We start from the raw sequence: 23,646 nt of genomic DNA on the forward strand, positions 1-23,646 counted from the left end.
GCTATGACTTAGTAATCGACCTCGAGACCAAGTGCCTGCCGTAGTTTATGCAGGGCAGGGTTTTTCTCGGCCAGGTAGTTGTATTTGTCCTGCGGCGTGTAGATCATCTTTTTTGTCTCCACCAGCTCAACTACGTGCTCTACCTGCAACTGCCAATTCTGGAGGTTTTGCCGCAGATAGATCAATAAATCGGGCAACATACTGGTAAACAGATCGGCCTGCACGTGATTGTCGAGCTTAATCCCGACCGACGTACCTGACAGCGTTATATCGCGGTTTAGGATAACCTGTTCGGTAGCCATGTCGGTCTGTTGCTTGCGCAGGGCCGAAAAAGCCCGCCACGCCACTAACAACTCGTCGAACGTAAACGGTTGGCTAGGCCGCTCACCCGTCACAACCACCGATTCTGTTTCAACCGCTTGCGGCTTGGTCCCAATCCCGACCGTCGAGCGGAGCTTGGTGCTCACGGGTAGCGGTGCCCCGGCTGCAGGGGCTGTGGTGCGGGGCGGCAGCGGTGGAATAGCCGGTTTGGCAACCCCGTTGGAACGAATAGCGGCAGGCGGTGTCAGCGACGGCGTGGTCAGTGGCGGCGCGACCGGGGGCACGGCCTCATACGTACCTACCGGTTCGCTAGTGTGCGGCGGCGGGGCCTGGCTGGATGCGTCGGGAGGAACAACCGTTACGGCGTCGTCAGGGGGTAGTCCACCGTTTTTTTTTTCGGCGCCGCTAGTCGTCTCCAGCGCCACCCCATTTGGCATGGTTGCCGAACCCGCGGTTCGAGACGGAGCCGGTTCGGGCATCGCTTCCCAATTGAGCAGGTCGCGCAGGCTGGCCAGTTTCATCAGGGCCAGTTCGACGTGCAGCCGCTGATCTTTGGCCTGCTTGAAGTTCATGTCGCACTGCCCGCCGATACTCAGGCCTGAGAGCAGAAACGACAGCGGTGCCCGTGCTGCCTGATCGAGGTATTGCCGCTGTACGCGTTCGGTTACCTGAAGCAGTTGCACCGTAGCGGCATCCTTGCAGACCAGCAAATCGCGAAAATGGCGATTCAGCCCGACCACAAACTGATGCGTATCGAAACCCTTGCGCAGAATTTCGTCGAGCACCAATAGCGTCTGAGGCAGGTTGGCTGTCAGCAGCAGGTCGGTTAGCTGGAAATAATAATCGTAGTCAAGAATGTGCAGATTGTCGAGTACCTCCCGGTAACGCAGCGTGCGGTCGGGCGAGAACGTCACGTTCAGGTCAAACATCGACAGGGCATCGCGCAGGCCACCGTCGGCTTTCTGGGCAATCAGTTCCAGCGAATCGGCATCAGCCGTTACGCCTTCTTTCAGCGCAATACTGGCCAGATGACCCGCAATATCGGTCGGCTGAATCCGGTTGAAGTCGAAGATCTGGCACCGCGACAGAATCGTGGGCAGAATCTTGTGCTTCTCGGTCGTAGCCAGAATGAAGATGGCGTAGCCGGGCGGTTCTTCGAGCGTTTTCAGAAACGCGTTGAACGCCGCCGCCGAGAGCATGTGCACCTCATCGATAATATAGATCTTGTACTTGCCCGACTGAGGCGGGTAACGTACCTGATCGATCAGGTTCCGAATGTCATCGACCGAGTTGTTCGACGCCGCATCCAGCTCATGAATATTGAACGACGCGCTCTGGTTGAAGCTTACGCACGACTCGCACTGGTCGCAGGCTTCTACCTCGGGCGTCAGGTTTTGGCAGTTGATGGTTTTGGCCAGAATCCGGGCGCAGGTCGTTTTGCCCACGCCACGCGGGCCGCAAAAAAGGAACGCCGACGCTAACTGATTGGTCCTGATGGCGTTCTTGAGCGTAGTGGTAATATGGCCCTGCCCCACTACCGTATCGAAGGTAGCTGGACGATATTTCCGGGCCGAGACGACAAAATTGTCCATAGTCAAAGGTAGCAAACCGGGCACGGAAAACCTATCCGTTGCGCACAGTTGCCGCCACTCACAGACCACCCGTTACCCGGCGAATGCGGCACTTCTCAGCCGGGTAAATACACCGAAAAAGTAGCCCCTTCCCCCGGCTGACCACTGGCGATCACCGTGCCTCCGTGGTTGTCAACGACTTTCTGAACAATGGCCAGCCCAATGCCCGTACCGGCGTATTGGCTACGCCCGTGGAGGCGCTGAAAGACCTGAAAGATGCGTTCTGCGTACTTCTCTTCGAAACCGATGCCGTTGTCCTGCACCCGCAGACAGCTATAGGTAGTTGCGTGCCGAGTTGGGCGTGCCGAGTCGGGCAGGTCGGCAGCAGGCACTTTCGTTACCGAAATCTGGATAACTGGTTTCACGCCATCGCGGCGAAACTTGATGGCGTTGGTCAGCAGATTTTGCAACAACTGCTGAAGCTGCATCTGGTGGCCGTTGATAGTTGGCAGCTTGCCTACCAACACTTCGGCCCCCGATTCAGTCAGCGGTACAACCAGGTCATCGAGCACCTGACTCAACAATGTTTGCAGGTCAACCGGCTGTTTTCCATCGCGTTTGGTCGTCAGCCGTGAATAAGCCAGCAGATCATGAATCAGCGTCGACATGCGCTCCGACGACTGTTGCATCCGGGTGATCAGGTCGCCGCCCTGTTCCCCTAACGACTCGCCATAAGTTGATTTCAGTACATTGCCGAACGACTGAATTTTACGGAGGGGTTCCTGCAAATCGTGGGAGGCCACGTAGGCAAACTGTTCCAGGTTAGCATTCGTCCGCCGCAGATCGACAACCGAATTTTCCAGTTGCTCCTGTAATTGTTTCAGATGCGTAAAATCGGTAAACGTGACCAGCACCTGATCGCCCAGTTTGCTGGCCATTATGTCGAGCCAGGCATCAATACCCGATCCATCATAGTGGAAATTAAATCGCTGGGTACGTCCCGTCAGATACGCCTTTTTATAAGTGTCAAATAATCCGTTCGTCAGATAATCGGGAAACCATTTACTACCCAATTCGCCCGATAGCATGGCGGGCTCCTGCCCCACGTAACTACCGAGTTGACGATTGGCGACTTTAAATCGAAAATCTATTAGCTCGCCCTGTTCATTATATATGGGCAGGAAAAGAAACATGCCGGTTTGCGATGTGTCGAACGCGGTAACCAGCTCTTCTGCATATTTTTCAGTTGCTTGATTCGCCTGTTTATGTGCCGATATATCGGTAAACGTAACGACAAAACCGTCATTGAGTTGGTGGGTTGAAATGGCCAGCCAGAAGTCGAGTCCATCATGATTATAATATACTTCTGTTCGGCCAGGCTCTCCCGTCTCGGCGGTGCGTTTGTACAAATCGAATAAGCCCGTTTCTATATTACCCGGAAAGATGGTCAGCAGCGTTTTGCCAATCATTTCCTCCATCGTTTTGTGCAGTAGCCCCACGCAGGCTTGATTGGCAATTACGAAGGTAAAATCGACAATCTCATTGTTAATTTCAGGGTCACGAATCGATTCAAACGCAATTACTCCACTGTCCGAACTATCGAGTATACTGTTGAGCAAGGCTGCCTGCTGTTTATTTTCAATAACCTGTTGTTCAAGGGCTTGCTGCGCCTGTTTGAGCAAGGTAAAATCAGTAAATGTCACCAAAACAGATTCCTTATACTTCGAACATTGCACATCAAACCAGCGATCAAGGCCATGCACATTGTAATGAACATCAAACCGTTGGGTTTCGCCGGTATTAAATGTGTATTTATAGGAATCGAATAAGCCTGTCTCGCGATAATTGATAAACCATTCAGACGCGATCGCGCCCGTTAGGGCATCAGGTGATTGCCCAATCAGGCCAGAAACCATCCGGTTAACCGTGGCAAATCGAAAATCGATATGTTCACCAGCCTCATTGTATACAGGTGTAAACACAAAAAAGCCGGTTTGAGAAAAATCCAGAATCTCCTGTAATTTTCGTTCCGTTACATCAATTAACTCAGCGGTTATTTTTGCGCGGGTGGTTCCCCGAATCAGTAACAGTATTCCATCCTGATAGCGCGACAAGTGAACCGACAGCCATTGCTGCTTTGCCTGGTCAAGCAACTCGCAGGTGATTGGTTCACCTGACGTGTAGGCCTGCCGAATCTGAGCCATGTGATCGGTTATCCAATCATCTTCAGTGACCTCTTTGTCCGGAGGCAGCCCCGTTCCGGAGGCATCAAAAGTCGTTTCAAGAATATATTGACGGGCGTGATTATTGGCATAAGCGATAGCAAAAACGGGAAGACTTTCGGTTTCTGAAGCAACAGGCAATAACCATATGGCGCCATCAGGCAGTGCATTTAGCAGGTCCATCACAGACGAACTGCCACTTGAGTTGGTCTGCATAAAACAGCGTTGAGAGACAACTTTTTAGTTGGGTAAGTACCAATCACCTATAACTATATCCATACGGCTTATGTTAGCATTTTCAAAAAAAAATGTATTTAACCAAGTACTCGCTTTCTTAAAGGAACTGATGCTGACCCACTTAAATAATTCCCTCTTCATAAAAAGGATTACCCGACAGTAAAGCGATACACGCGAAATAGAGCAGTCTTTTTGGTAAGTAATGCATCATTCATCATCTTTTCGTATATCTATCTTTTCGTGCGAAGCTTATAAAAATGAGAAAAGGCTCTTTATTTTTTCAGCTTTTTATAAAAAAACACACAGTATTTTTAAGAAAAATAGGTTATCAATTTGGTTATGTTTTATGTTTGCAATCGCTAATCAAATCGTTATACGAATATGCCATCAGTAGATCTGCGTTTTTTTGCGCCTGAAGAAAATACGAAGCCTCGCGCCAAACGTACCGTTCGCAAGCCCGTTAAAGTAACAGGTTATATTTCATCGGGTGGAAAAATTGTATTGCCCCAAAAGTCGGTTTCGCAACTTGGTTTTGATCCCGAGTCGACCCGCTTTAAAATCGGTGCTGAGCAAGGTAAACGGAAAGTAAAAGTTTTATACATGGTACCTGTTTCGGGCGACGAGGCCGGTACATTCGCGTTCTCAAAAGCCGCGAAAAGCTATACCATCGCCATGGCGATTATTCTGACCAAAAATGGTATCGACTATAGCGACAAAAAATATACCTTCACGATTGCTCCGTTTGAGTTTGACGAAAACGTGACGGGTTACGAACTGAAGTTTGAAGATCCCGCCGACAAACCTGCCTACACCGGCAAACGTCGTGGCCCCAAACCCAAAAATCAGGAAGCGTAAGCTTTTTTAGCCACACAGAAGGCCCATAGTTTAAGGTTACTTTATCGCCTGTTTTTGAGTCGGCGATAAAGTAACCTTAAACTATGGGCCTTCTGCATTGCCTTTTTCGGATGTATCTTTGACGTTGCTGAACTAATCAACTTCATGACGCATCACGTTTACCGATTTCTTTTTGGGCTGCTCCTGGTTGGGTTTGTTGGTAGCCCAACCGCCGCCACCTTTGCTCAACTCGTTACGACTGACCCGGCTTTTCCAACCGCTGATACTGAGGTTACTTTAGTTGTTGATTTAAAACAGGCGAAAGACGGTCGCGCGGCGGGCCTGCTGGGCAAAAAAGACGATATATATATATGGTCGGGCGCCGGACAGACCGAGACAGGCAATGCCTTTGAGTTTACGCCCGCCAACCAGACTAATTTCAATGCGCCGTTTGAGCCCGGCAAAATGACGGCACTGGGCAATGATCGCTGGCAGATTAAACTCGTGCCGCGCACCTATTACCGGGTACCCGCCAACACCCCCATTCGCCGGCTCGGGATCGTGATTAAAAGCGGCGATGGTAAAGCGCAGACCGAAGATTTTTTCGTACGGATTTACGACGCCAAACTGACGGTCAGTCTGGCACGCCCCACAGCCAAACTCCTTTTCGTTGAACCCAACAGCAACGTACCTGTCCGGGCCAACGTGTCGGCCAAATCGACGCTGACCCTGCGCGTCGACGGCGTGGTGTCGGCCTCGGCAATCAACGCCGATTCGCTCATGGCGAACGTACCCACCGGCACGGCCATCAACACCCTGCGCAAAGTGGTCGTGACGGCGCAGACCGCCTCCGAAAGTGCCAGCGATTCGTTTCTGCTTTATGTGAAGCCCACGCCGCTGGTGGCCAACGTACCCACCGGCCTGCGCGATGGCATCAACTACAGCGCCACCGACCCGACGAGTGCCACGCTCGTGCTGTTTGCACCTTCGAAACAATACGTCAACGTGATCAGCGAACAAAACGACTGGACGCCCGTGCCGTCGTCGCTCATGAACCGGACACCCGACGGTACCCGATACTGGCTGGAAATAAAAGGGCTAACGGCGGGTCAGGAGCTTGCTTTCCAGTACCTGATCGACGGGCAAATTGCCACCGGCGACCCCTACAGCGACAAGATCCTCGACCGCAACAACGATTCGTTCCTGACGAGTACGTACCCAAGCCTGAAAGCCTTCCCGACCAAGGCCAACGGCCACATCGTTTCGGTGCTGCAAACGGGCCAAATGCCCTACCCCTGGAAAGTCGCATCGTTTACCCGCCCCGACGCCAAAAATATGGTCGTGTATGAGTTGCACGTACGCGATTTCGTGAGCACCCGCCAATATAAAACGGTCCTCGACTCGCTGCCTTACCTAAAGCGATTGGGTATCAATGCTATCGAACTGATGCCGATTATGGAGTTTTCGGGTAACGATTCGTGGGGGTATAACCCGATCTACTATTTCGCGCCCGACAAAGCCTACGGTCCCAAAAATGATCTGAAAGCCTTCGTCGACAAATGCCACGAAAACGGGATCGCCGTGATCCTCGATATGGTGCTGAACCAGGCCGATTACGAATTCCCTTACGTGAAGATGTACTGGAATGGCGACAGGCCTTCGGCGGATAGTCCCTACTTCAATCAGCAGGCAACGCACCCGTTCAGCGTCTTTTTCGATTTCAACCATGAGAGCCCGGCCACGCAGGCTTTTGTGCAGCGCGTGAACCAGTACTGGCTCCAAGAATACAAATTCGACGGCTTCCGGTTCGATTTGTCGAAAGGCTTCACGCAGAAAAATTCGGGCGGCGATGTCAACGCCTGGAGCGCCTACGACGCCTCTCGCGTAGCCATCTGGAAACGGATTTACAACGAAATCCGGGCTTACGACAAAAGTGCCTATGTGCTGCTCGAACACTTCGCCGATAACACCGAAGAGAAAGAACTGGCCGACTACGGCATGCTCTTCTGGGGCAACCACAACTACAATTACCGCTTTGCGGCAAAGGGCGTCGTGAACGGCCGCGACGATAATTTCGACTGGATTTCGTACAAACTGCGCGGCTGGAACAACCCCAACGTGGTGGGTTACATGGAAAGCCACGATGAGGAGCGGTTGCTATTCGACGTGCAGCGCAACGGTTCCACCAATGGCAGCTACAACACCAAAGACCCGGCCACGGCCCTCGAACGCGCCAAACTCGCCGCAGCGCTGTTCCTGAGCGTACCCGGCCCCAAGCTCATCTGGCAGTTTGGCGAGTTAGGGTACGACGTGAGCATTGAAGAAAACGGCCGCACGGGCGCCAAACCCATCCGCTGGGAATACCTCCGCGACGCCAACCGGGCCAAGCTGCTACGCGTGTATCAGGAATTGATTCGGCTGAAAATGAACGTACCTGCGTTCCAGACTACCAACTATACCTTCGTGGCCAACACGCCCATCAAAAGCCTGACGCTGACCGGCACCGACCAGAAGGCCGTTGTGATGGGCAATTTCGATCTGCAAGACAACGTGGTAGTGCTCAACCTGCCGCAGGCGGGTTTGTGGTACGATTACTTCACCGGCAGAGCCGTTCGGGCCGACACGGCCATCTCGATGAAACCGGGACAGTGGCACGTGTTCACCACCAACCGGCTCCCCACGCCCGAAGCTGGCTTAGTCCCCTGGTCGCTGGCCCCCGCCGCGGCCCCCATTCTGGCTACCGAACCACAACCAGCGCTCATGATCTCGCCCAACCCAACGGCCGACATGGCCACGCTGAGTTGGGAAAGCACTTACCGCGGGCCTATTACGGTCTCGGTGAGTAACCTGAGCGGACGCACGGTGCAGACAGCCGTTATGGAAAAAAACGCTCAGACCCTACGGCACCCCATTAGCCTTCGGCACCTGCCCACCGGCCTCTTCCTGATTACCGTGCAGACGAGCGAGGGCGTTACGGTTAAAAAAGTCCTGAAGGAATAATTCGAGTCAAAAAAGAGTTATTTACCCAAACGAAGTTTAACCACAGGGACACGGAGACTACAGCCCGTTTGCGTTGCTTAGAGCCACAGAGTGGATGCACCATCCTTTCTGTGTTTCTTTTCCACCACCAAACGCACTGTGCCCTCGGTGTCACTGTGGTTAATTTTTGAGAGCATATGGCGAAAAAAGTTAAGATCGGTCTGGTACAGATGGCCTGTGTGGCCGACGTCGAAACCAACATTCAGAAGGCAGAAGCCCGCATTCGGGAGGCCGCACAACAGGGTGCCCAGATCGTTTGTTTGCAGGAGCTGTTTACGTCGCTTTATTTCTGCGACGTAGAAGACCATCACAATTTCAGTCTGGCCGAGGCCATCCCCGGCCCCACCACCGACCGCATGGCCCGCCTCGCCGGCGAACTGGGCGTGGTGATTGTGGCTTCGTTGTTCGAGAAACGGGCGCAGGGCCTCTACCACAACACCACCGCCGTGCTCGACGCCGACGGCACGTACCTGGGCAAATACCGGAAGATGCACATCCCCGACGACCCCGGTTATTACGAAAAATTTTACTTCACCCCCGGCGACCTTGGCTACAAAGTCTTCGAGACCAAATTCGCCAAAATCGGCGTGCTCATCTGCTGGGATCAGTGGTACCCCGAAGCCGCCCGTATTACGGCCCTGATGGGTGCCGAACTGCTGGTGTACCCCACCGCCATCGGCTGGGATACCAACGAACCCGACCCTAAACAGAACGAAGAGCAGTACAACGCCTGGCAGACCATTCAGCGGAGCCACGCCATCGCCAACGGGGTGCACGTGGTATCGGTGAATCGGGTAGGGCGCGAAGCCGACCAGCAATTCTGGGGTGGCTCGTTTGTGACCAATCCGTTCGGGTCACTGCTGTACCTGGCCCCGCATGATCAGGAAGTGGTACACGTGGAAGAAATCGACCTCGCCCAAACCGACCGCTACCGCACTACCTGGCCTTATTTCCGCGATCGCCGCATTGACTCCTACCAGCCCATCACGAGCCGGTATATTGACTAACCGTTTCTAGTTTGACGTTTACCGTTTGTTGGTTGGTGTTCTGGCGCTAATCGTCACTGGCCGCGAACCACAAACGGTAAACGTCGAGCCCATTTATGCCCAAACCTATGCGATTTGTTTTGCTGGCGCTGGCTGCTCTGACGGGCGGCATTTTGTTTAGAACCTCCGACAAACTCGAACATTCGACCGGCGCCGAGGTAGCGGGTACGTTACCGCCGCAAACAAGTCTGACGCCCACGCCGCGTAGCTCGTTTACGCCCACAACCCGCAAAGGCTACTGGAATGCCGACGTTGTGGGAGATTTTGTGCTGCCCAAAACCAAAACGTTAACCTTCGATGCTGCAGGCCGCAACCTGTATGGCAACGCGGCCTGGGAAAAGATCTTCAAGCGGGGTTTTTCGTCGGTCAGTCAGGCGCGTATGTTCTGGGGCACCGAAATTGCCGACGATAAAACGCCGCCCGGCTGGAAGAGTCGACTCACGTTTGACCGGCGGGCTTTTATCGTAACGCGGGCGGCGTTGCAGGGACCACCTCATAATGTTCAATGGGCGCTGAATGGCAACCTCGCCGGACAAACCTATTTCCGGCCACCTGCCAACGACCCCAATTCGCAACAGAACATCTATGCGTTTGCCAAAGCGCTGGGCAACAACTGCCTTATCTACGGCGACTGCCCGGCAAGTGGCCCTAAAATTGGCGTCAGCAAGCTGTTTCTGGACTTCGAAAACGACGGCGTGGACGTACCCAACCGGCAGGAACAAGCCAACATCTATACGTACCTGATGAAGGCCATTAAGGACGTGGCCGACCCGCGCACCGAGATTGGTAGCCTGACGCCCGTGGCCTATAACGGCTTTGGTTATTCCCGCGCCGCCGATTATGAATCGGGTGGCGAGTGGCTTTTTTCTATGCCGGCCCAGCAAACCGCCACCTCTCGGCAACGCGGCATGCCCGATGCAATCGTCGGCAAAAGCTACAGCGATTACATTGATTTCAACATGCCGGGGACATACCACGTCTTCCCCGACTATGATTATAACGCCCCGCACCGAGGCGATTACGACCGGCACTGGCTGGCGGGACTGCTCTCGGAACAGGAATACAACATTCGGTTGTCAAGTAAGAAACGCATTGCCTGGCACTGGCTCTTCAACACGCAGGGTCCCTTCAACCGCAGCGAACGCGCCTCCAATCCGGCACCGCCTGCCGTGGCCGAGGGTATGGGCGTGTTCTTCTGGTTTACGGGTGCTTACGGAGCCATCCTGTGGGATGATTACAACGAGCTAAAGCCCGATCAACCCACCCCTGCCGACCCAAATCTACAAAGTCTGGGTAATGACCGGAATTACGCCTGCTACGAGCACTACATCCACGGCCTCTGGCGGCTCTTCAAACACCACGGCGACCTGTTCAACGGCCGCGAAACGTACCTGAACCAGCAAACCGAATGCTCGTTCGACGGGGGTAAAACTTGGTACCAGTACAACGCCAATCAGCTAAAAACGCGGGGACTACCCTTTGCCCGCGCCATTGTCAACGGCAATCAGATTCTGGTGGCGGCTACCATGCCGTTCGCCAAACCCGAGCAGCGCACGAGCCTGATGGTCAGGTACGTTCAGAACGGCTACCAGTTTTACACCACCGTCAACCTCAAGGCCGACGAGATCTTCTTGGGCCGGGCCTCGATGGGGAAATAAGGTTTGACGTTTGATGTCTAACGTTTAAGGTTAGCTGACGCCTGAGCAGGCTTGCGCCAGCCAACTTTAAACGTTAGACATCAAACACTATTTTTGCACATGCTTTCCGAACAGATTCAACAAACGACAATATCAACAATCAGTCTACCCGTCATGGAAGCGTTTTACACGCTTCAGGGTGAGGGGACCTTTGCCGGCCGGGCGGCCTATTTCATTCGCCTTGGCGGCTGCGACGTAGGCTGCCACTGGTGCGACGTGAAAGAGTCGTGGGATGTCAACGCACATCCTCATCAAACCATCGATCAGATTGTGGCCGGGGCGTTGGCGTTTCCGGGCCGATTGGCCGTTATTACTGGTGGCGAACCCCTGATGCACGACCTCACCGCCCTGACGGGTGCCCTGCAAGCCGCCGGTTTTCAGACCAATATCGAAACGTCGGGCGTGTGCCAGGCCGTGACGGGTTCGTGGGACTGGATTTGCTTTTCGCCTAAAAAATTCAAGCAACCCAACCCCGCCATTTTTGCGCAGGCCAACGAGTTGAAGGTGATCATTTATAACGCCTCCGATTTTGCCTTTGCCGAGTCGTTTGTTCCAAACCTACGACCCGATTGCCGGTTATTGCTTCAACCCGAATGGGGGCGGTCAGACGAAATGCTTCCGCGCATCGTTGACTATGTAAAAGCAAATCCACAGTGGCAGATTTCGTTACAAACGCACAAATTCATGGCGATACCGTAGAGGAATGTACAATGTATAATCGGTCCGCCGATGCGGTACAATGTACAATGAGTAGGCACGTAAACTGGTTGTCAATTCTCTTCATTGTACATTGTACATTATACATTGTACATTCCTCTCAGGCTCAATCGAAACGGGCTCAGGACCTGTACCAGCAGGGGGTTACGCTGTTTCGGGAACGGAAACCCAACGAAGCCATTCCTTTTTTTCAGCAGGCCGTTAAAGAATCGCCAACGTACCTGGACGCCCACATGCAACTGGGCATGGCCTACGAGTATACGCGCAAACCCGAGCAGGCGCTGGGCGCTTACAAACAGATCATCACCCTACAGCCTAATCCGGCTGTAGCGGGTCAGGCTTATCAGCAAACGGCCTCCATTCTGCTCCGGCTGGGTCGATATGCCGAGGCTATTCCCGTGCTTGAGGCTTACAGCCACAACTTTGCCCCCCAATCGTCGAAAGCTAAGCAAATTCAGCGCGGGCTGGCTACCGCCCGGTTCGGGATGGACGCCCTTACCCATCCGGTGTCGGTGAAACCTAAGCCACTGGCCGAATCGCTGAATGTGGGGCAATCGCAATATTTTCCGGTGCTGACCGCCGACGAGCAGACCATCGTCTTTACGATGCTCAAACCTGAAGGCGACGAAGACCTGATGACCGCCACCCAGACGAGCGAAGGCGGCTGGCAGGCGCCAACCCCCCTATCGACCAACATCTCTACACCCGACAACGAAGGCACAGCCACGCTGTCGGCTGATGGACGACTTCTTGTGTTCACGGCTTGCCAGAGCAGCGGCACCCGGCAGGGCTTTGGCAGTTGCGACCTGTTTAGCAGCCAGAAAACCGGCGATGCCTGGAGTGTTCCCCAAAACCTGGGGCCCATCATCAACACCCGGTATTACGAATCACAACCGAGTCTGTCGGCCGACGGGCGGCAGCTTTATTTCATCTCTGACCGGCCCGGCGGTATCGGCAAGCGCGACATCTGGCGCAGCGACCGCGACGCGCAGGGCAACTGGGGCGAGCCCGTCAACCTGGGCCAACCCGTCAACACAACCTTCGACGAAGCCTCGCCGTTTATGCACGCCAACGGGCAGGCCCTTTTCTTTGCTTCGGATGGGCACCCCGGCATGGGTGGTTACGACCTGTTTCTGAGCCGGTTCCGTCCCGACAGCACGCGGGCGGGCTGGAGTGTGCCGCAAAACCTCGGCTACCCCATCAATTCGTCGGAAGATCAGGCTTCGTTGTTTGTGTCGGCCAACGGCAGCAAAGCCTATTATTCCTTTGAAGAGCAGAAAGACGGCGTGTCGCAGCGGTCGCGCATCTACACGTTCGATTTACCCACGGTTCTGCGTGAACAGGTACGTCCCGTCAATTACCTGAAAGGGCTAGTGACCGACGCCCGCTCCCGTAAACCCTTGAACGCCAGTATAGACCTGATCGACGTGCGGACCAATCAAGTCATTTCGCGCGTCAGGACCGACGAGCAGACGGGGCAATATGTGGCCGTGCTGCCCGCCGGCGGCGAATATGCCCTGTACGTGAGCGCGCCGGGGTATCTGTTTAAAAGTCTTGCGTTCAATTATACCGACAAACTCACGACCGAGACCGGTATGGGGAAAGGCATGGCGCTGGATGCCACCCTCGAGCCCATCAGCAATACCAGCAAGGAGACGCTGAACAATCTCTTTTTTGAATCGGGCCGCTACGAACTGTCGACCAAATCGCGCACCGAACTGGAACGGCTGGCGGAATTTCTGAAGATGAACCCGACCACTAAAATCGAGATTGCCGGCCATACCGACGACCGGGGCGAAGCGGCGGCCAACCTCGAACTATCGCGGCGGCGGGCAGCGGCGGTCGTTGGTTATCTGGCACAAATGGGGGTCGATCCTACCCGCATGAAATCGGTGGGGTACGGTAAAACACGTCCCGCCGTGACAGGTACGTCGGACGAAGCTCGCCAACGAAATCGTCGGATCGAATGGCGCGTATTGTAATTATCACTGATTTACAGATAGTTACCCCTTGTTACTGGGTGATTAGCAAACCGTTTCCTTGATTTCGAGGCGAAATTTTTTGATCTTCGCACTTGTTGTTTACCAAACGGGCGGCTTTCAACGCCAACCGAAAACAACAATTTTTCGCAATTATGACACCTGAACATATCCATTGCCTCATTATTGGTTCCGGCCCAGCGGGTTATACCGCCGCCATCTACGCGTCGCGTGCTAACCTGAAACCCGTTTTGTATCAGGGCGGACAGCCAGGTGGTCAGTTGACCATCACCAACGACGTGGAGAACTTTCCTGGCTACCCCGAGGGCGTACAGGGACCACAGATGATGCAGGATTTGGAGCAACAGGCACGCCGCTTTGGTACCGACGTGCGCTACGGCCTCGTCACCAAAGTTGAGTTTGAGAAGAATCCGGGTCCCGGACGGCCGCACCGGGTTTGGGTTGATGAAGAAACCGAGCTTACCGCTGATAGCGTCATTATCTCAACGGGAGCTTCGGCCAAGTGGCTGGGTTTACCTTCCGAAATGCGGCTGAACGGCCATGGCGTATCAGCCTGTGCCGTTTGCGATGGTTTCTTCTTCCGCAAACAGGACGTAGCCATCGTAGGCGCGGGTGATACTGCCGCCGAAGAAGCAAGCTACCTCTCGAATATCTGCCGTAAGGTGTACATGATTGTACGCCGGGGCGAAATGCGGGCGTCACGTTTCATGCAGCAGCGCGTGATCGCCAAGGAAAACATTGAAATTCTGTGGCACAGCGAAACGGTCGAAATCCTCGGTGATGAAGCCGTAACGGGTGCCCTGATTAAAAATACCAAAACCGGTGAAGAGCGCGTTCTCGACGTAACCGGTTTCTTCGTGGCAATCGGCCATAAACCCAACACCGACCTCTTCCGCGATTACCTTGACCTCGACGATCACGGCTACATCCTGACCGAGAAAGGCAGCACCCGGACCAACGTACCTGGCGTGTTTGCCTGTGGCGATGCGCAGGACAACGTCTATCGGCAGGCGATCACGGCGGCGGGTACAGGTTGTATGGCAGCCCTTGATGCCGAGCGGTATCTTGTCACGCTGGAGATGCAATCCGTTCCAACGATGCCCTCAGTCACAGAGGTCGGGGTTGGCGAACCAGTTGTAAGCTAATCATAACATGCGTATACAATCAACCAACGCAGGCAGTACGGTCACGACTTTCGGCTCTACTGCCTGCGTTGGTTTTTGTGTGCCTACTTCATTCAATGCATAAAACTGTAGGAACATGGCTTATCGCCGCTAGCTGTCTCTGCCTGTCGAGCTTATCAGTACAGGCGCAGGAGCGGGGCAAATTCAAGAACGACACGCGCTTTACACCCAAACAGGGCAGTAAGGCTCCCTCTACCTACCAGCAAAAAGCTGAAGACATTTTCGAGCAGGAAACGAATCAGCTACGGTTCAACTCACAATTTGAACCCAAGAAAGAACTTAATCCGGTCGTTAGCGAAGACACCAGCAGCATCGATCAGGGCGAAACCGACGTAGTGGAGGTTATCGACTCAGTACAGGTAGGTGATGAGTGGGTGAAAATTGCCGATTATTACGCCGTCTGGGATTCGCGCACCATCGACCCCTACAATATTGACCCGCGTGAGTTTGATCAGGTTATTGATCTGAAACTCTACGACCCGAAAGCCAATCACTACTGGTCGGCGCCACTCGACGAGGGCAAGCTGACCTCCAACTTCGGTTACCGTTGGGGCCGCTGGCATACGGGCGTCGATCTGGACCTAGAAACCGGTGATCCGGTGTATGCGGCTTTCGATGGCATTGTGCGCGTGGTGGGCTGGGACGGCAACGGCTATGGTCGCTACGTGCTGGTGAGGCACTACAACGGCCTCGAAACACTCTACGGCCACATGTCGAAGCAGACCGTTGAATCGGGGCAGTTAGTGAAAGCAGGCGATCAGTTGGGACTAGGTGGCAACACTGGCCGCAGCTACGGCGCTCACCTACACTTCGAGACGCGTTACGAGGGCAACCCCTTCGGGCCACTCAATATCTACACCTTTCCGGCCAATACCATCAATTCCGACCACTTCATTCTGACGCCTGCCGTTTGGGATCACCTTCGGGGTGGCAGCCGCTCCACGGATCTGTCGTTCAAACCTAGATTCAAGCGGACCGTACTGCACAAAGTCCGTTCGGGTGAAACCCTCTCATCCATTGCCGGCCGCTACGGTCTGTCCATCAGCCGCTTAGCCGAGAAAAACCGCATCTCATCGCACAGCCGCCTACGCCCCGGCCAGAAACTGCGGGTGAACTGAGTATATAGTCTGGAGAGTCGGATAAGAAAAGAAGTCCGGCGTCTGGAAGGTCGTTTTTTAGTGTGACGCGTAAGCAACACCTAAACGACTTTCCAGACGCCGGACTTCTTTTCTTATCCGATTGTCCAGACGCACACCTTACTGATGCCCTCCTTTCTTGCAGCAGGACGGCAGTTTCTCGTAGCCTTTAGGGTCGGCAGGCAGTTCGTCGGCGTCGTAGCCCGTCTTGTTGATCGTCGCTTTCAGCTTCGACACATCCGTTTTGGCCGGGTTGTATTTAATCGTAACCACTTTCGAGTTTACGTCGAGCGAGGCTTCTTTGACGCCTTTTTCAAACGCGAGATTGCGCTCAATCCGGGCTTTGCACATTTCACAGACGGCCGAAGTCTTAATCTTGACTTCTTTGTCTTTGTCGTCATTAGCCAGCAGGGCTGTTCCGCTGAGGGTCAGGGCAAGCAGGCTATTTAGAAATAGGTTTCGTTTCATGATGGTAAGGTACAGATTGGCGGCATTGCTACCTCATCCTATCCAGGTCAGCGGTGGCAATGCCAATATAGAAAACTAACAGTCAATCGGTTATAGCTAGTTCGCCATCTGCCGACATTCCTCGGCACAGCGGCGGCAGGCTTCGGCGCAGGCTTTGCAATGGGCGTGGTGATCGGCGTGCTTTTCGCATTCAGTAGCGCAGGCTTCGCACACATCGGCGCAAAGTTGCATGTATTGTTTGGAAAACTGCGAGCCACGGGCGTCGAGCCGTCCGCAGAGTGTACAGATATCGGCACAGTCGCGGCACAATTGAATGCACAGCGTCATGTCGTGGTGCTTGCTGTCTTGATCGCCCATTTCGAGGCAGGCGGTGGCGCAGCGTTCGCAAGCTTCAGCGCAGGCGAAGCAGGTGTCGGGGTGGCTGTGAGCGTGAGTCATGGTTGTCATACCTGGTTTAGTTTATGCGTGATGAATTAGGTAAAAAGCAGCTTATCGGTTAACCAACAGGGCAGGTGTCAGGCGCAGATAAAGCTGCCCCGACAAGGGTGTACTGCCATACAACGGGCGCAATGCGGCACTCGGTAAACCAACCGTTACTTGTGTACCAACGGCCAGATCGGTACTGGCCATGCGCATCAGTCGCCAGTTGGTGCCCAGCGTCAGATTGTCAATATTGGCCAGCAAGTGATCGGCGTGTTCGGTACCGGCAGTCGGCAAGCCAAGTTCCTCATAGGATTTGGTCACGTTTTCGTAGCGGCCATACAACGCCAGCCGACCTAGTTGCAGGCTGGTTTCGGCCAGATACGCGTTTTCATTTTGGCCATCGTGGCTGTTCATGCCCCAGATCAGCGACGAGGTTATGTAGCGGTCGCCCGTGCCAAACTGAGCACTGTGGAGCACTGAAGCCGTTGTGCGGCGAACATCCTCGTCAGGGTGCAGCCCTTCAGGGCTTTTAATCATCCCCTGCGAAAATTGCAGCGCCAGCCCCGCCGTTGGGTTCACCGATACACGATAGGAGTAGCTGTCAAACCGGGGCCGGTCGAAGTTGTAGCGAAATTCATCGGGTTCGCGGCCCGTAAAGCTCGACACTTCCAGCTTGGCAATTTTGTACCGGAAACCCGCCGTAGCTACGCCAAACGTAATGTGCGTAGCGTCGATCCAGTGGTGGCTCAGGGGCGAATCGGGGTTGTTGAACGACGAAATCCGGTGCATAAAGGCCGGCGCTCCCAACGCCGGTTCGCCCGGATAACCTACATACACAAACGCATCAGCATCACGGCTGAAGGCATGGCTGTAGGACACCGACAACTCCGAAAACAGATCGTGCGGATGCTGCCGGTCGACGAGCGGTTGCCCGCGATATGACTCGCCCGTTTGAAACAGCAGCGGATAGCCGCCATTCCCCACCGTCAGCGGGTCGAGCGACATCATGAGCTTGGCCGTAAACAGGCCGCGTTTCCCCACCGTGCGCTGCGCCATGCCCATAGCCCAGTTGGGCGCATCGATCCGCGCCTCACGACCACGACCACCCGGATTCGTAAAATTCTGGTTGGTATGCCGTAGAAACACGCTGTAGTGCAGCATATACATCCACTTGCTCTCGCCCATCGAATGCTTCATGTAGGCATACATAGGCGTCTGATCGGGCATCCACGACGTACCTGAACCGTTGCGATTCATCGGCAAATGACGCGACAGCGAGTGCGACATGCTCCCCATCGGGGCGAAGCTGACGCTACCCTTCGGTCCATCGCCATGTGACATAGCCATATCCCCGTGGTTCATCTGGCTATGATCCATGGCCCCCTTTTTACCACCGGTATCCCGTTTTTTGGTTGTATCCACAGCGGTTGTCGACGAGGCTGGCGCAGGGACTTTTTTAGGCATGGTGTGCCCATCATGGTGTTGATGCTGCGCCGAAGCGGGCAAGGCCATCGAGGCCAATAGTAAAGTGGTTAAGCACGTATTCTTCATAGGTCGTTGAGCAAATCAATACACGAGTGCCGGCCAAAGCGCCGCCCGGCAGCGGATTACAGCATGGCCAGCATCACCGCCGCCATACCAATCATCAGGCTGTCTTCAACAATCGTCACTGTCGTCATGGGTAGGTTAAACACCGATCCCAGGCAGGCGCAACGGATTTTCTTTTTGTCAAGCACGCTTTTGATCACCCCGATCAGGCTAACGCTCATCACAACCAGAGTAACCCAATTGGTGAGCACAGGGTTGACATTTGTGAGGTAAGCGGCACCCAGTGCCAGTTCGATAAACGGATACACGTACCCATAGCCGGGAATGGCCTTGGCCACGATATCGTACATGCGGTAGCTGCGAGCAAACCCCGCCAGATCGAGCAGTTTGAAAAACGAGAATACCAGAAAGAAACCGGCCATGAACGTACCCATCGCCCGCATCCCATCGAACGTACCTACTCGTATTTCAACCAGCGCCGTTACACCCAGAATAAAGGCCAGAATAATCAGCAGCGGTTTGTAGGTGGTGAGCGACGGCTCAGCCAGGTCATCCGCGTCGGCGGGCATCATCAGCACATCGGCTTTAGCATTGCCCGCGTGTTGGCCCATCGTGTCGATTACCTGCACTTCGTCGGTCAGGGTGTAGGCGCCCGCTTTTTTAACGGCCCGGTCCAGCGTGGCGGTGTCAATGTGGCGGGCCATGCTGACGACCGCCTCCTGCGGATTCAGCGAAACGGCGACTTTCTTAACGCCATCAACGGCTTGCAGGGCGTCCTGCACGGTTTGTACGCACGAGCCGCAGTGCATGCCATCGAGTTTATAGGTATGAATCATAACGGATGACGTAGTTAGGTACTTAGTCAACAGATAACACCGGTTCATGTCGCCAGGTGCCCCTGGCCGTTACCCCAACAAGGGCACGATCCTGATCACAAAGGTAGGCCCGGCATGCCCCCTCCCTTTTACAGAATTCCGGCCCGGACTTACATCGTTTTGGGGTAATTTTGCGGCATGACAACACCACACACCGAGCCTCAGACTTCGCCGCAAACAGCCCTGGAAACACGGTCGTTTTCGCCGGAAGCCGTGCCTTCCCCCGCTTTTGTCCTCGATGAAGCCAAGCTACGGGCCAATCTGGAACTGATCGACCGGGTGCAGCGGGAGGCTGGCGTCACGATTATCCTGGCGCTCAAAGGGTTTTCCATGTTCAGCGCCTTTCCGTTGGTGCGCGAATACCTGAGTGGAGCCACGGCCAGCAGCCTCAACGAAATCAAGCTCGTCAATGACTATATGGGCGTGAAAGCCCACACCTACGTACCTGCCTACCGCGACGATGAGTTCGACGAAATTCTTGCCCGCAGCAGCCACATCACCTTCAACTCCTGGAGTCAGTGGGAGAAATTTGCAGGTAAGGTAAAAGAGATACAGGATAGCCCCCCGCCCTCCTTCGGTATCCGCGTCAATCCGCAGTATTCTGAGGTGGCTACCGACATGTACAACCCCTGCGTACCGGGGTCGCGGCTGGGTGTCACACGCGATAAACTGCCCGATCAGCTACCCGACGGCCTGGAAGGGCTGCATTTCCATACCCTCTGCGAAAACGACTCCTACACGCTCGAGCGTACGCTGGCGGCCCTGGAAGAGCGCTTTGGCGACCTGCTGCGTCAGGCCAAGTGGGTCAATATGGGGGGCGGCCACCTCATGACCCGCGAAGGGTATGATACCAACCACCTCACTGGTTTGCTGAAAGCCTTCCGCGAAAAATACAACGTCGACGTCCTGATGGAACCCGGCTCAGCCATTGCCTGGCAAACAGGGGTGCTGGTCAGTACCGTGCTCGATGTCTTTGATAGCCAGGGAATTGAGGTGGCCGTACTCGATACGTCGTTTGCCGCCCATATGCCCGATACGCTCGAAATGCCTTACAAACCCCGCATCCGGGGCGCTTATCAGGAGCCGGTCGCGGGCAAGCCTACGTACCGCCTTGGAGGCATGACCTGCCTCGCCGGTGATTTCATGGGCGACTACAGCTTCGACGCACCGCTACAGGTGGGCGACCGGCTCGTTTTCGAAGACATGATCCACTACACAATGGTAAAAACGACCACTTTCAACGGCGTCAACCTGCCCGCCATTGTCATTCATAAAGAAGACGGCTCGCTTCAGGTCGTTCGGGAGTATGGCTACGATAGCTTTAAAGACCGCTTGTCGTAGGCAGAAATTCGTAGACGTGAGAAGGGCTGAACGTTTGCGTTCAGCCCTTCTCACGTCTACCGTTTTGTCAGAATCTCGACGTAATCCTCGCCGGCGTTTTGCGTGGCCGATTTTGCCGAAAACGAGTAAGTCATCGTCAGTTGATCGCCCGACACCGTCATGGTCAGCTTATCGAGCGTAACGTTGCCTTTGGAGCCGTCCAGAAAAAGAAACTCGGTACCCGACGTAATCGGTGTGTTATCAGCTTTGAAGCCCACCCCCGCACTGACCGGCGATACAGTAAACGCCCCCGACCGGATTAGCCCGTCGACGCTCATGGTAGCCGTGCCTGTCTTCGCGATCGTCAACACATCTTCAAGGCCCGTTCGGGCTGGTACGCCGTTCGTCGTTTTCTCAACCCACGTACCTACGTAGGCATCACGCGGGTCGGGGTCTGTGCTTTTCTTGGCACAGCTGCTCGCCAGCCACACCATCAGAACAATAAGGAAGCACAGTGTCGGGAAACGGGTTGCATTCATGGTATAAGCGGCGCCATACGTTGCCGGATGACGACATCTATTTCTTGATAAAGACCTCGGAAATATCGCCAGTGGCCAGCGCCGTCGACGATTGGGCAAGCAGGTTGTAGGTAACCGTCAGTTGGCCATCAGCGGCCGTAGCCGTTAAATTTTGCGCGTAAACGGGCGCCGTCGATTTGTCTGGAAACGAGTAAACAAACCCCGTATTGATCGCTCCATCGGCGACCCTGTAGCCAGTCCCATTGGCCGTGGCCGATAGGTCGGCAGCCGTAAGGCCTTTTAGCGAAATGGCGTCGGCCGTTGCGCCTTTCCCGACCAGCAACTGATCTTCCTGACCAACGGTGGCCGCTTTGCCGTTTGTGCTCTTTTCGATCCACGTACCCACGTAGGCATCACGCGGATCAACCACATCACGCTTTGTTGAACAGCTGCTCAGCAGCAGCCAAACCATTAGCAGCGCCGCGGAGCCGCGCCCAACCAGTACGAATTGATAACTCATTGATATACCCGACCGACGAGGGTTGATGTGAGTAAAAACTCGCCTGAACGACGAAGCTACACTGGTTCGGCAAACTCACTATGATTGCCATCGCGCACTTATCTTACGGTCTGCCTCCGCGGTGATCTCCTGCGCTTCGCCGGTTGCAGCATTGCGCGCCATTCCCCACTTTTGCCTCAACCTAGTTTTTCGTTTCGCTTCATGAACAACATCCTTCCCGTTCCTCAACACAGCACCAAGCCCGGCACTAGCACCGGGCAGCAATTCTGGCATTCGACCGACAAAACCATCGACTCTTATTCACCCGTTGACGGTAGCCTTATCGCCCGCGTATACACCTCGACCCGCGCCGACTACGACCGCGTGATCGAAACGGCCCAAACGGCCTTTCAGCAGTGGCGCAACGTACCTGCACCACGGCGGGGCGAGATTGTCCGGCAAATGGGCGAGCAGTTTCGGGCCTATAAAAATGATCTGGGTCGACTGGTTAGCTTCGAAATGGGCAAATCGCTGCCCGAGGGGCTGGGCGAAGTACAGGAGATTATCGACATCTGCGATTTTGCCGTTGGCCAGTCGCGGCAGTTGTATGGCCTGTCGATGCATTCCGAACGCCCCGCTCACCGGATGTATGAGCAGTGGCACCCGCTGGGGCTTGTCGGTATTATTTCGGCCTTCAATTTTCCGGTAGCCGTGTGGTCGTGGAACGCCATGCTGGCCTGGGTGTGTGGCGATGTCTGCATCTGGAAACCATCTGAAAAAACCCCGCTGACGGCTCTTGCCTGCCAGCAGATTATTCAGGACGTACTGCGGAACAACGACCTGCCCGAAGGCGTTTCGTGCCTGGTCACGGGTGGGCGTGAGGTTGGCGAATGGCTCGCCCGCGACCCGCGTGTGGCACTGGTATCGGCTACGGGCAGCACCCGCATGGGCCGGGCCGTGGGGATGGCCGTAGCCGAGCGCATGGGGCGCAGCCTGCTTGAGTTAGGTGGTAACAACGCCATCATCGTTTCGCCCCATGCCGACCTTGATCTCGCCATTCCGGCCATTGTGTTCGGCGCAGTCGGCACCGCCGGGCAACGCTGCACCACCACCCGCCGCCTGATTGTCCACGAAAGCATTTTGGCTGATGTACGTCGCCGCCTCGCCAGCGCGTACGCCCAGTTGCACATCGGCGACCCGCTCGAGTCGGGCATCCACGTTGGCCCCCTTATCGACAAACAGGCGGTAACCAGTTATCAGAAAGCCGTCGAGGAGATCAAAGAACTGGGCGGTACGTTTGTGGTGGAGCCAGATACGTTGAGCGGAGCCGGCTACGAGTCGGGTTGTTACGTAAAACCCTGCGTGGCGAACGCCCAGAATGAGTGGCCGGTGGTGCAGCGCGAGACGTTTGCCCCTATCCTGTACCTCATTCCCTACAAAACGCTGGACGAAGCCATTAGTATTCAAAACGGCGTGCCTCAGGGCCTATCGTCGGCAATTTTCACGCTGAACCTGCGCGAAGCTGAGCAGTTCCTGAGCGCATCAGGCTCCGACTGCGGGATTGCCAACGTAAACATCGGCACGTCGGGGGCTGAAATTGGTGGGGCATTCGGCGGCGAAAAAGAAACCGGTGGCGGCCGTGAGTCGGGTTCCGACGCCTGGAAAGCCTACATGCGTCGCCAGACCAATACGCTCAACTACGGCACAACCTTACCGTTGGCGCAGGGCATTACGTTTGAGCTGTAATACCAGCTGTATTGTCGTTTTAGTGGCACTCGAAAGGCTAGCGGGCTACTGCCTGCTAGCCTTCTTTAATTGACTTAATATAGCCTGTTCACGTTCATCCTATCATGTCGATCTATTCCATCAATAAACGTATTGATTCAGTAGAAAAAATCTTCGATAAACCACACGGATTTGCTAGACAAGTATAGTACCTCGAATACAATACGATGTAACATGAGCCAACGCCAATTGTGTATCATTTTCTG

The 23,646-nt window shown here is 54.8% G+C and carries 18 protein-coding genes; 10 read left to right on the forward strand and 8 right to left on the reverse strand.

Annotation, left to right across the window (positions count from 1 at the left end):
- Positions 1–8: 8 nt before the first annotated feature.
- Positions 9–1,913 carry a DNA polymerase III subunit gamma/tau gene (locus ACAW74_RS01485; protein ID WP_370696414.1) on the reverse strand — a complete coding sequence of 635 codons (1,905 nt, stop codon included), beginning with the start codon at positions 1,911–1,913 and terminating at the stop codon, positions 9–11.
- A gap of 95 nt (positions 1,914–2,008) precedes the next feature.
- A complete protein-coding gene (locus ACAW74_RS01490; RefSeq protein ID WP_370696415.1) occupies positions 2,009–4,330 on the reverse strand; it encodes a PAS domain-containing sensor histidine kinase in 2,322 nt (773 codons plus the stop codon).
- Positions 4,331–4,732: 402 nt separating this feature from the next.
- On the opposite strand from ACAW74_RS01490, the gene ACAW74_RS01495 reads away from it, so the two are divergent.
- The 8 genes from ACAW74_RS01495 (at position 4,733) to ACAW74_RS01530 (ending at position 15,986) form a co-directional block, all read left to right on the forward strand.
- Positions 4,733–5,206 carry a hypothetical protein gene (locus ACAW74_RS01495; RefSeq protein WP_370696416.1) on the forward strand — a complete coding sequence of 158 codons (474 nt, stop codon included), beginning with the start codon at positions 4,733–4,735 and terminating at the stop codon, positions 5,204–5,206.
- 144 nt (positions 5,207–5,350) lie between these two features.
- Positions 5,351–8,185, forward strand: a complete 2,835-nt coding sequence (locus tag ACAW74_RS01500; protein ID WP_370696417.1) for an alpha-amylase family glycosyl hydrolase — start codon at positions 5,351–5,353, stop codon at positions 8,183–8,185.
- 176 nt (positions 8,186–8,361) lie between these two features.
- On the forward strand, positions 8,362–9,231 hold the full coding sequence (locus ACAW74_RS01505; RefSeq protein ID WP_370696418.1) for a carbon-nitrogen hydrolase: 870 nt from the start codon (positions 8,362–8,364) through the stop codon (positions 9,229–9,231).
- A gap of 107 nt (positions 9,232–9,338) precedes the next feature.
- Positions 9,339–10,928, forward strand: coding sequence for a hypothetical protein (locus tag ACAW74_RS01510; RefSeq protein WP_370696419.1), 1,590 nt, complete (start codon positions 9,339–9,341; stop codon positions 10,926–10,928).
- 153 nt (positions 10,929–11,081) lie between these two features.
- Positions 11,082–11,666 (forward strand): 7-carboxy-7-deazaguanine synthase QueE, encoded by a 585-nt coding sequence (locus ACAW74_RS01515; protein ID WP_370696420.1) that lies wholly within the window; start codon positions 11,082–11,084, stop codon positions 11,664–11,666.
- Between the two features lie 47 nt (positions 11,667–11,713).
- Positions 11,714–13,666 carry an OmpA family protein gene (locus ACAW74_RS01520; RefSeq protein WP_370696421.1) on the forward strand — a complete coding sequence of 651 codons (1,953 nt, stop codon included), beginning with the start codon at positions 11,714–11,716 and terminating at the stop codon, positions 13,664–13,666.
- Positions 13,667–13,818: 152 nt separating this feature from the next.
- The gene (gene trxB / locus ACAW74_RS01525) at positions 13,819–14,829 is read left to right on the forward strand and encodes a thioredoxin-disulfide reductase (protein WP_370696422.1); all 1,011 of its coding nucleotides are present in this window, start codon (positions 13,819–13,821) and stop codon (positions 14,827–14,829) included.
- 95 nt (positions 14,830–14,924) lie between these two features.
- Positions 14,925–15,986 (forward strand): peptidoglycan DD-metalloendopeptidase family protein, encoded by a 1,062-nt coding sequence (locus ACAW74_RS01530; protein ID WP_370696423.1) that lies wholly within the window; start codon positions 14,925–14,927, stop codon positions 15,984–15,986.
- A 138-nt stretch (positions 15,987–16,124) separates the two neighbouring features.
- Here ACAW74_RS01530 and ACAW74_RS01535 read toward each other — a convergent pair whose 3' ends face one another.
- The 4 genes from ACAW74_RS01535 to ACAW74_RS01550 form a co-directional block, all read right to left on the reverse strand.
- Complete coding sequence (locus ACAW74_RS01535; RefSeq protein ID WP_370696424.1) at positions 16,125–16,472, reverse strand: heavy-metal-associated domain-containing protein; 348 nt, start codon at positions 16,470–16,472, stop codon at positions 16,125–16,127.
- Between the two features lie 96 nt (positions 16,473–16,568).
- Entirely contained in the window at positions 16,569–16,919 is a 351-nt protein-coding gene (locus ACAW74_RS01540) for a four-helix bundle copper-binding protein (RefSeq protein ID WP_370696425.1), read from the reverse strand.
- A gap of 42 nt (positions 16,920–16,961) precedes the next feature.
- Positions 16,962–18,446, reverse strand: a complete 1,485-nt coding sequence (locus tag ACAW74_RS01545) for a hypothetical protein (RefSeq protein WP_370696426.1) — start codon at positions 18,444–18,446, stop codon at positions 16,962–16,964.
- A gap of 56 nt (positions 18,447–18,502) precedes the next feature.
- Entirely contained in the window at positions 18,503–19,279 is a 777-nt protein-coding gene (locus ACAW74_RS01550) for a heavy metal translocating P-type ATPase (protein WP_370696427.1), read from the reverse strand.
- A 177-nt stretch (positions 19,280–19,456) separates the two neighbouring features.
- Here ACAW74_RS01550 and nspC point away from each other — a divergent pair, with 177 nt between their 5' ends.
- A complete protein-coding gene (nspC, locus tag ACAW74_RS01555) occupies positions 19,457–20,659 on the forward strand; it encodes a carboxynorspermidine decarboxylase (RefSeq protein ID WP_370696428.1) in 1,203 nt (400 codons plus the stop codon).
- A gap of 56 nt (positions 20,660–20,715) precedes the next feature.
- Here nspC and ACAW74_RS01560 read toward each other — a convergent pair whose 3' ends face one another.
- Together ACAW74_RS01560 and ACAW74_RS01565 are read right to left on the reverse strand one after the other, a co-directional pair.
- On the reverse strand, positions 20,716–21,177 hold the full coding sequence (locus ACAW74_RS01560) for a hypothetical protein (RefSeq protein ID WP_370696429.1): 462 nt from the start codon (positions 21,175–21,177) through the stop codon (positions 20,716–20,718).
- 37 nt (positions 21,178–21,214) lie between these two features.
- Positions 21,215–21,676, reverse strand: a complete 462-nt coding sequence (locus ACAW74_RS01565) for a hypothetical protein (RefSeq protein WP_370696430.1) — start codon at positions 21,674–21,676, stop codon at positions 21,215–21,217.
- A gap of 201 nt (positions 21,677–21,877) precedes the next feature.
- Here ACAW74_RS01565 and amaB point away from each other — a divergent pair, with 201 nt between their 5' ends.
- Positions 21,878–23,401, forward strand: a complete 1,524-nt coding sequence (amaB, locus tag ACAW74_RS01570) for an L-piperidine-6-carboxylate dehydrogenase (RefSeq protein ID WP_370696431.1) — start codon at positions 21,878–21,880, stop codon at positions 23,399–23,401.
- The last annotated feature ends 245 nt before the right edge of the window (positions 23,402–23,646 follow it).

Origin of the sequence: Fibrella musci (assembly GCF_041321105.1) — a bacterium.
GTDB classification, from domain to species: Bacteria; Bacteroidota; Bacteroidia; order Cytophagales; family Spirosomataceae; genus Fibrella; species Fibrella musci.

Excerpts from the sequence above, each read along its gene's own strand:
- trxB (WP_370696422.1), top strand. The coding sequence starts at position 13,819 with ATGACACCTGAACATATCCATTGCCTCATTATTGGTTCCGGCCCAGCG.
- ACAW74_RS01485 (WP_370696414.1), bottom strand. The coding sequence starts at position 1,913 with ATGGACAATTTTGTCGTCTCGGCCCGGAAATATCGTCCAGCTACCTTC.
- ACAW74_RS01535 (WP_370696424.1), bottom strand. The coding sequence starts at position 16,472 with ATGAAACGAAACCTATTTCTAAATAGCCTGCTTGCCCTGACCCTCAGC.
- nspC (WP_370696428.1), top strand. The coding sequence starts at position 19,457 with ATGACAACACCACACACCGAGCCTCAGACTTCGCCGCAAACAGCCCTG.
- ACAW74_RS01505 (WP_370696418.1), top strand. The coding sequence starts at position 8,362 with ATGGCGAAAAAAGTTAAGATCGGTCTGGTACAGATGGCCTGTGTGGCC.
- ACAW74_RS01510 (WP_370696419.1), top strand. The coding sequence starts at position 9,339 with ATGCGATTTGTTTTGCTGGCGCTGGCTGCTCTGACGGGCGGCATTTTG.
- amaB (WP_370696431.1), top strand. The coding sequence starts at position 21,878 with ATGAACAACATCCTTCCCGTTCCTCAACACAGCACCAAGCCCGGCACT.
- ACAW74_RS01530 (WP_370696423.1), top strand. The coding sequence starts at position 14,925 with ATGCATAAAACTGTAGGAACATGGCTTATCGCCGCTAGCTGTCTCTGC.
- ACAW74_RS01540 (WP_370696425.1), bottom strand. The coding sequence starts at position 16,919 with ATGACAACCATGACTCACGCTCACAGCCACCCCGACACCTGCTTCGCC.
- ACAW74_RS01565 (WP_370696430.1), bottom strand. The coding sequence starts at position 21,676 with ATGAGTTATCAATTCGTACTGGTTGGGCGCGGCTCCGCGGCGCTGCTA.
- ACAW74_RS01490 (WP_370696415.1), bottom strand. The coding sequence starts at position 4,330 with ATGCAGACCAACTCAAGTGGCAGTTCGTCTGTGATGGACCTGCTAAAT.
- ACAW74_RS01550 (WP_370696427.1), bottom strand. The coding sequence starts at position 19,279 with ATGATTCATACCTATAAACTCGATGGCATGCACTGCGGCTCGTGCGTA.
- ACAW74_RS01560 (WP_370696429.1), bottom strand. The coding sequence starts at position 21,177 with ATGAATGCAACCCGTTTCCCGACACTGTGCTTCCTTATTGTTCTGATG.
- ACAW74_RS01495 (WP_370696416.1), top strand. The coding sequence starts at position 4,733 with ATGCCATCAGTAGATCTGCGTTTTTTTGCGCCTGAAGAAAATACGAAG.
- ACAW74_RS01520 (WP_370696421.1), top strand. The coding sequence starts at position 11,714 with ATGAGTAGGCACGTAAACTGGTTGTCAATTCTCTTCATTGTACATTGT.
- ACAW74_RS01500 (WP_370696417.1), top strand. The coding sequence starts at position 5,351 with ATGACGCATCACGTTTACCGATTTCTTTTTGGGCTGCTCCTGGTTGGG.
- ACAW74_RS01515 (WP_370696420.1), top strand. The coding sequence starts at position 11,082 with ATGGAAGCGTTTTACACGCTTCAGGGTGAGGGGACCTTTGCCGGCCGG.
- ACAW74_RS01545 (WP_370696426.1), bottom strand. The coding sequence starts at position 18,446 with ATGAAGAATACGTGCTTAACCACTTTACTATTGGCCTCGATGGCCTTG.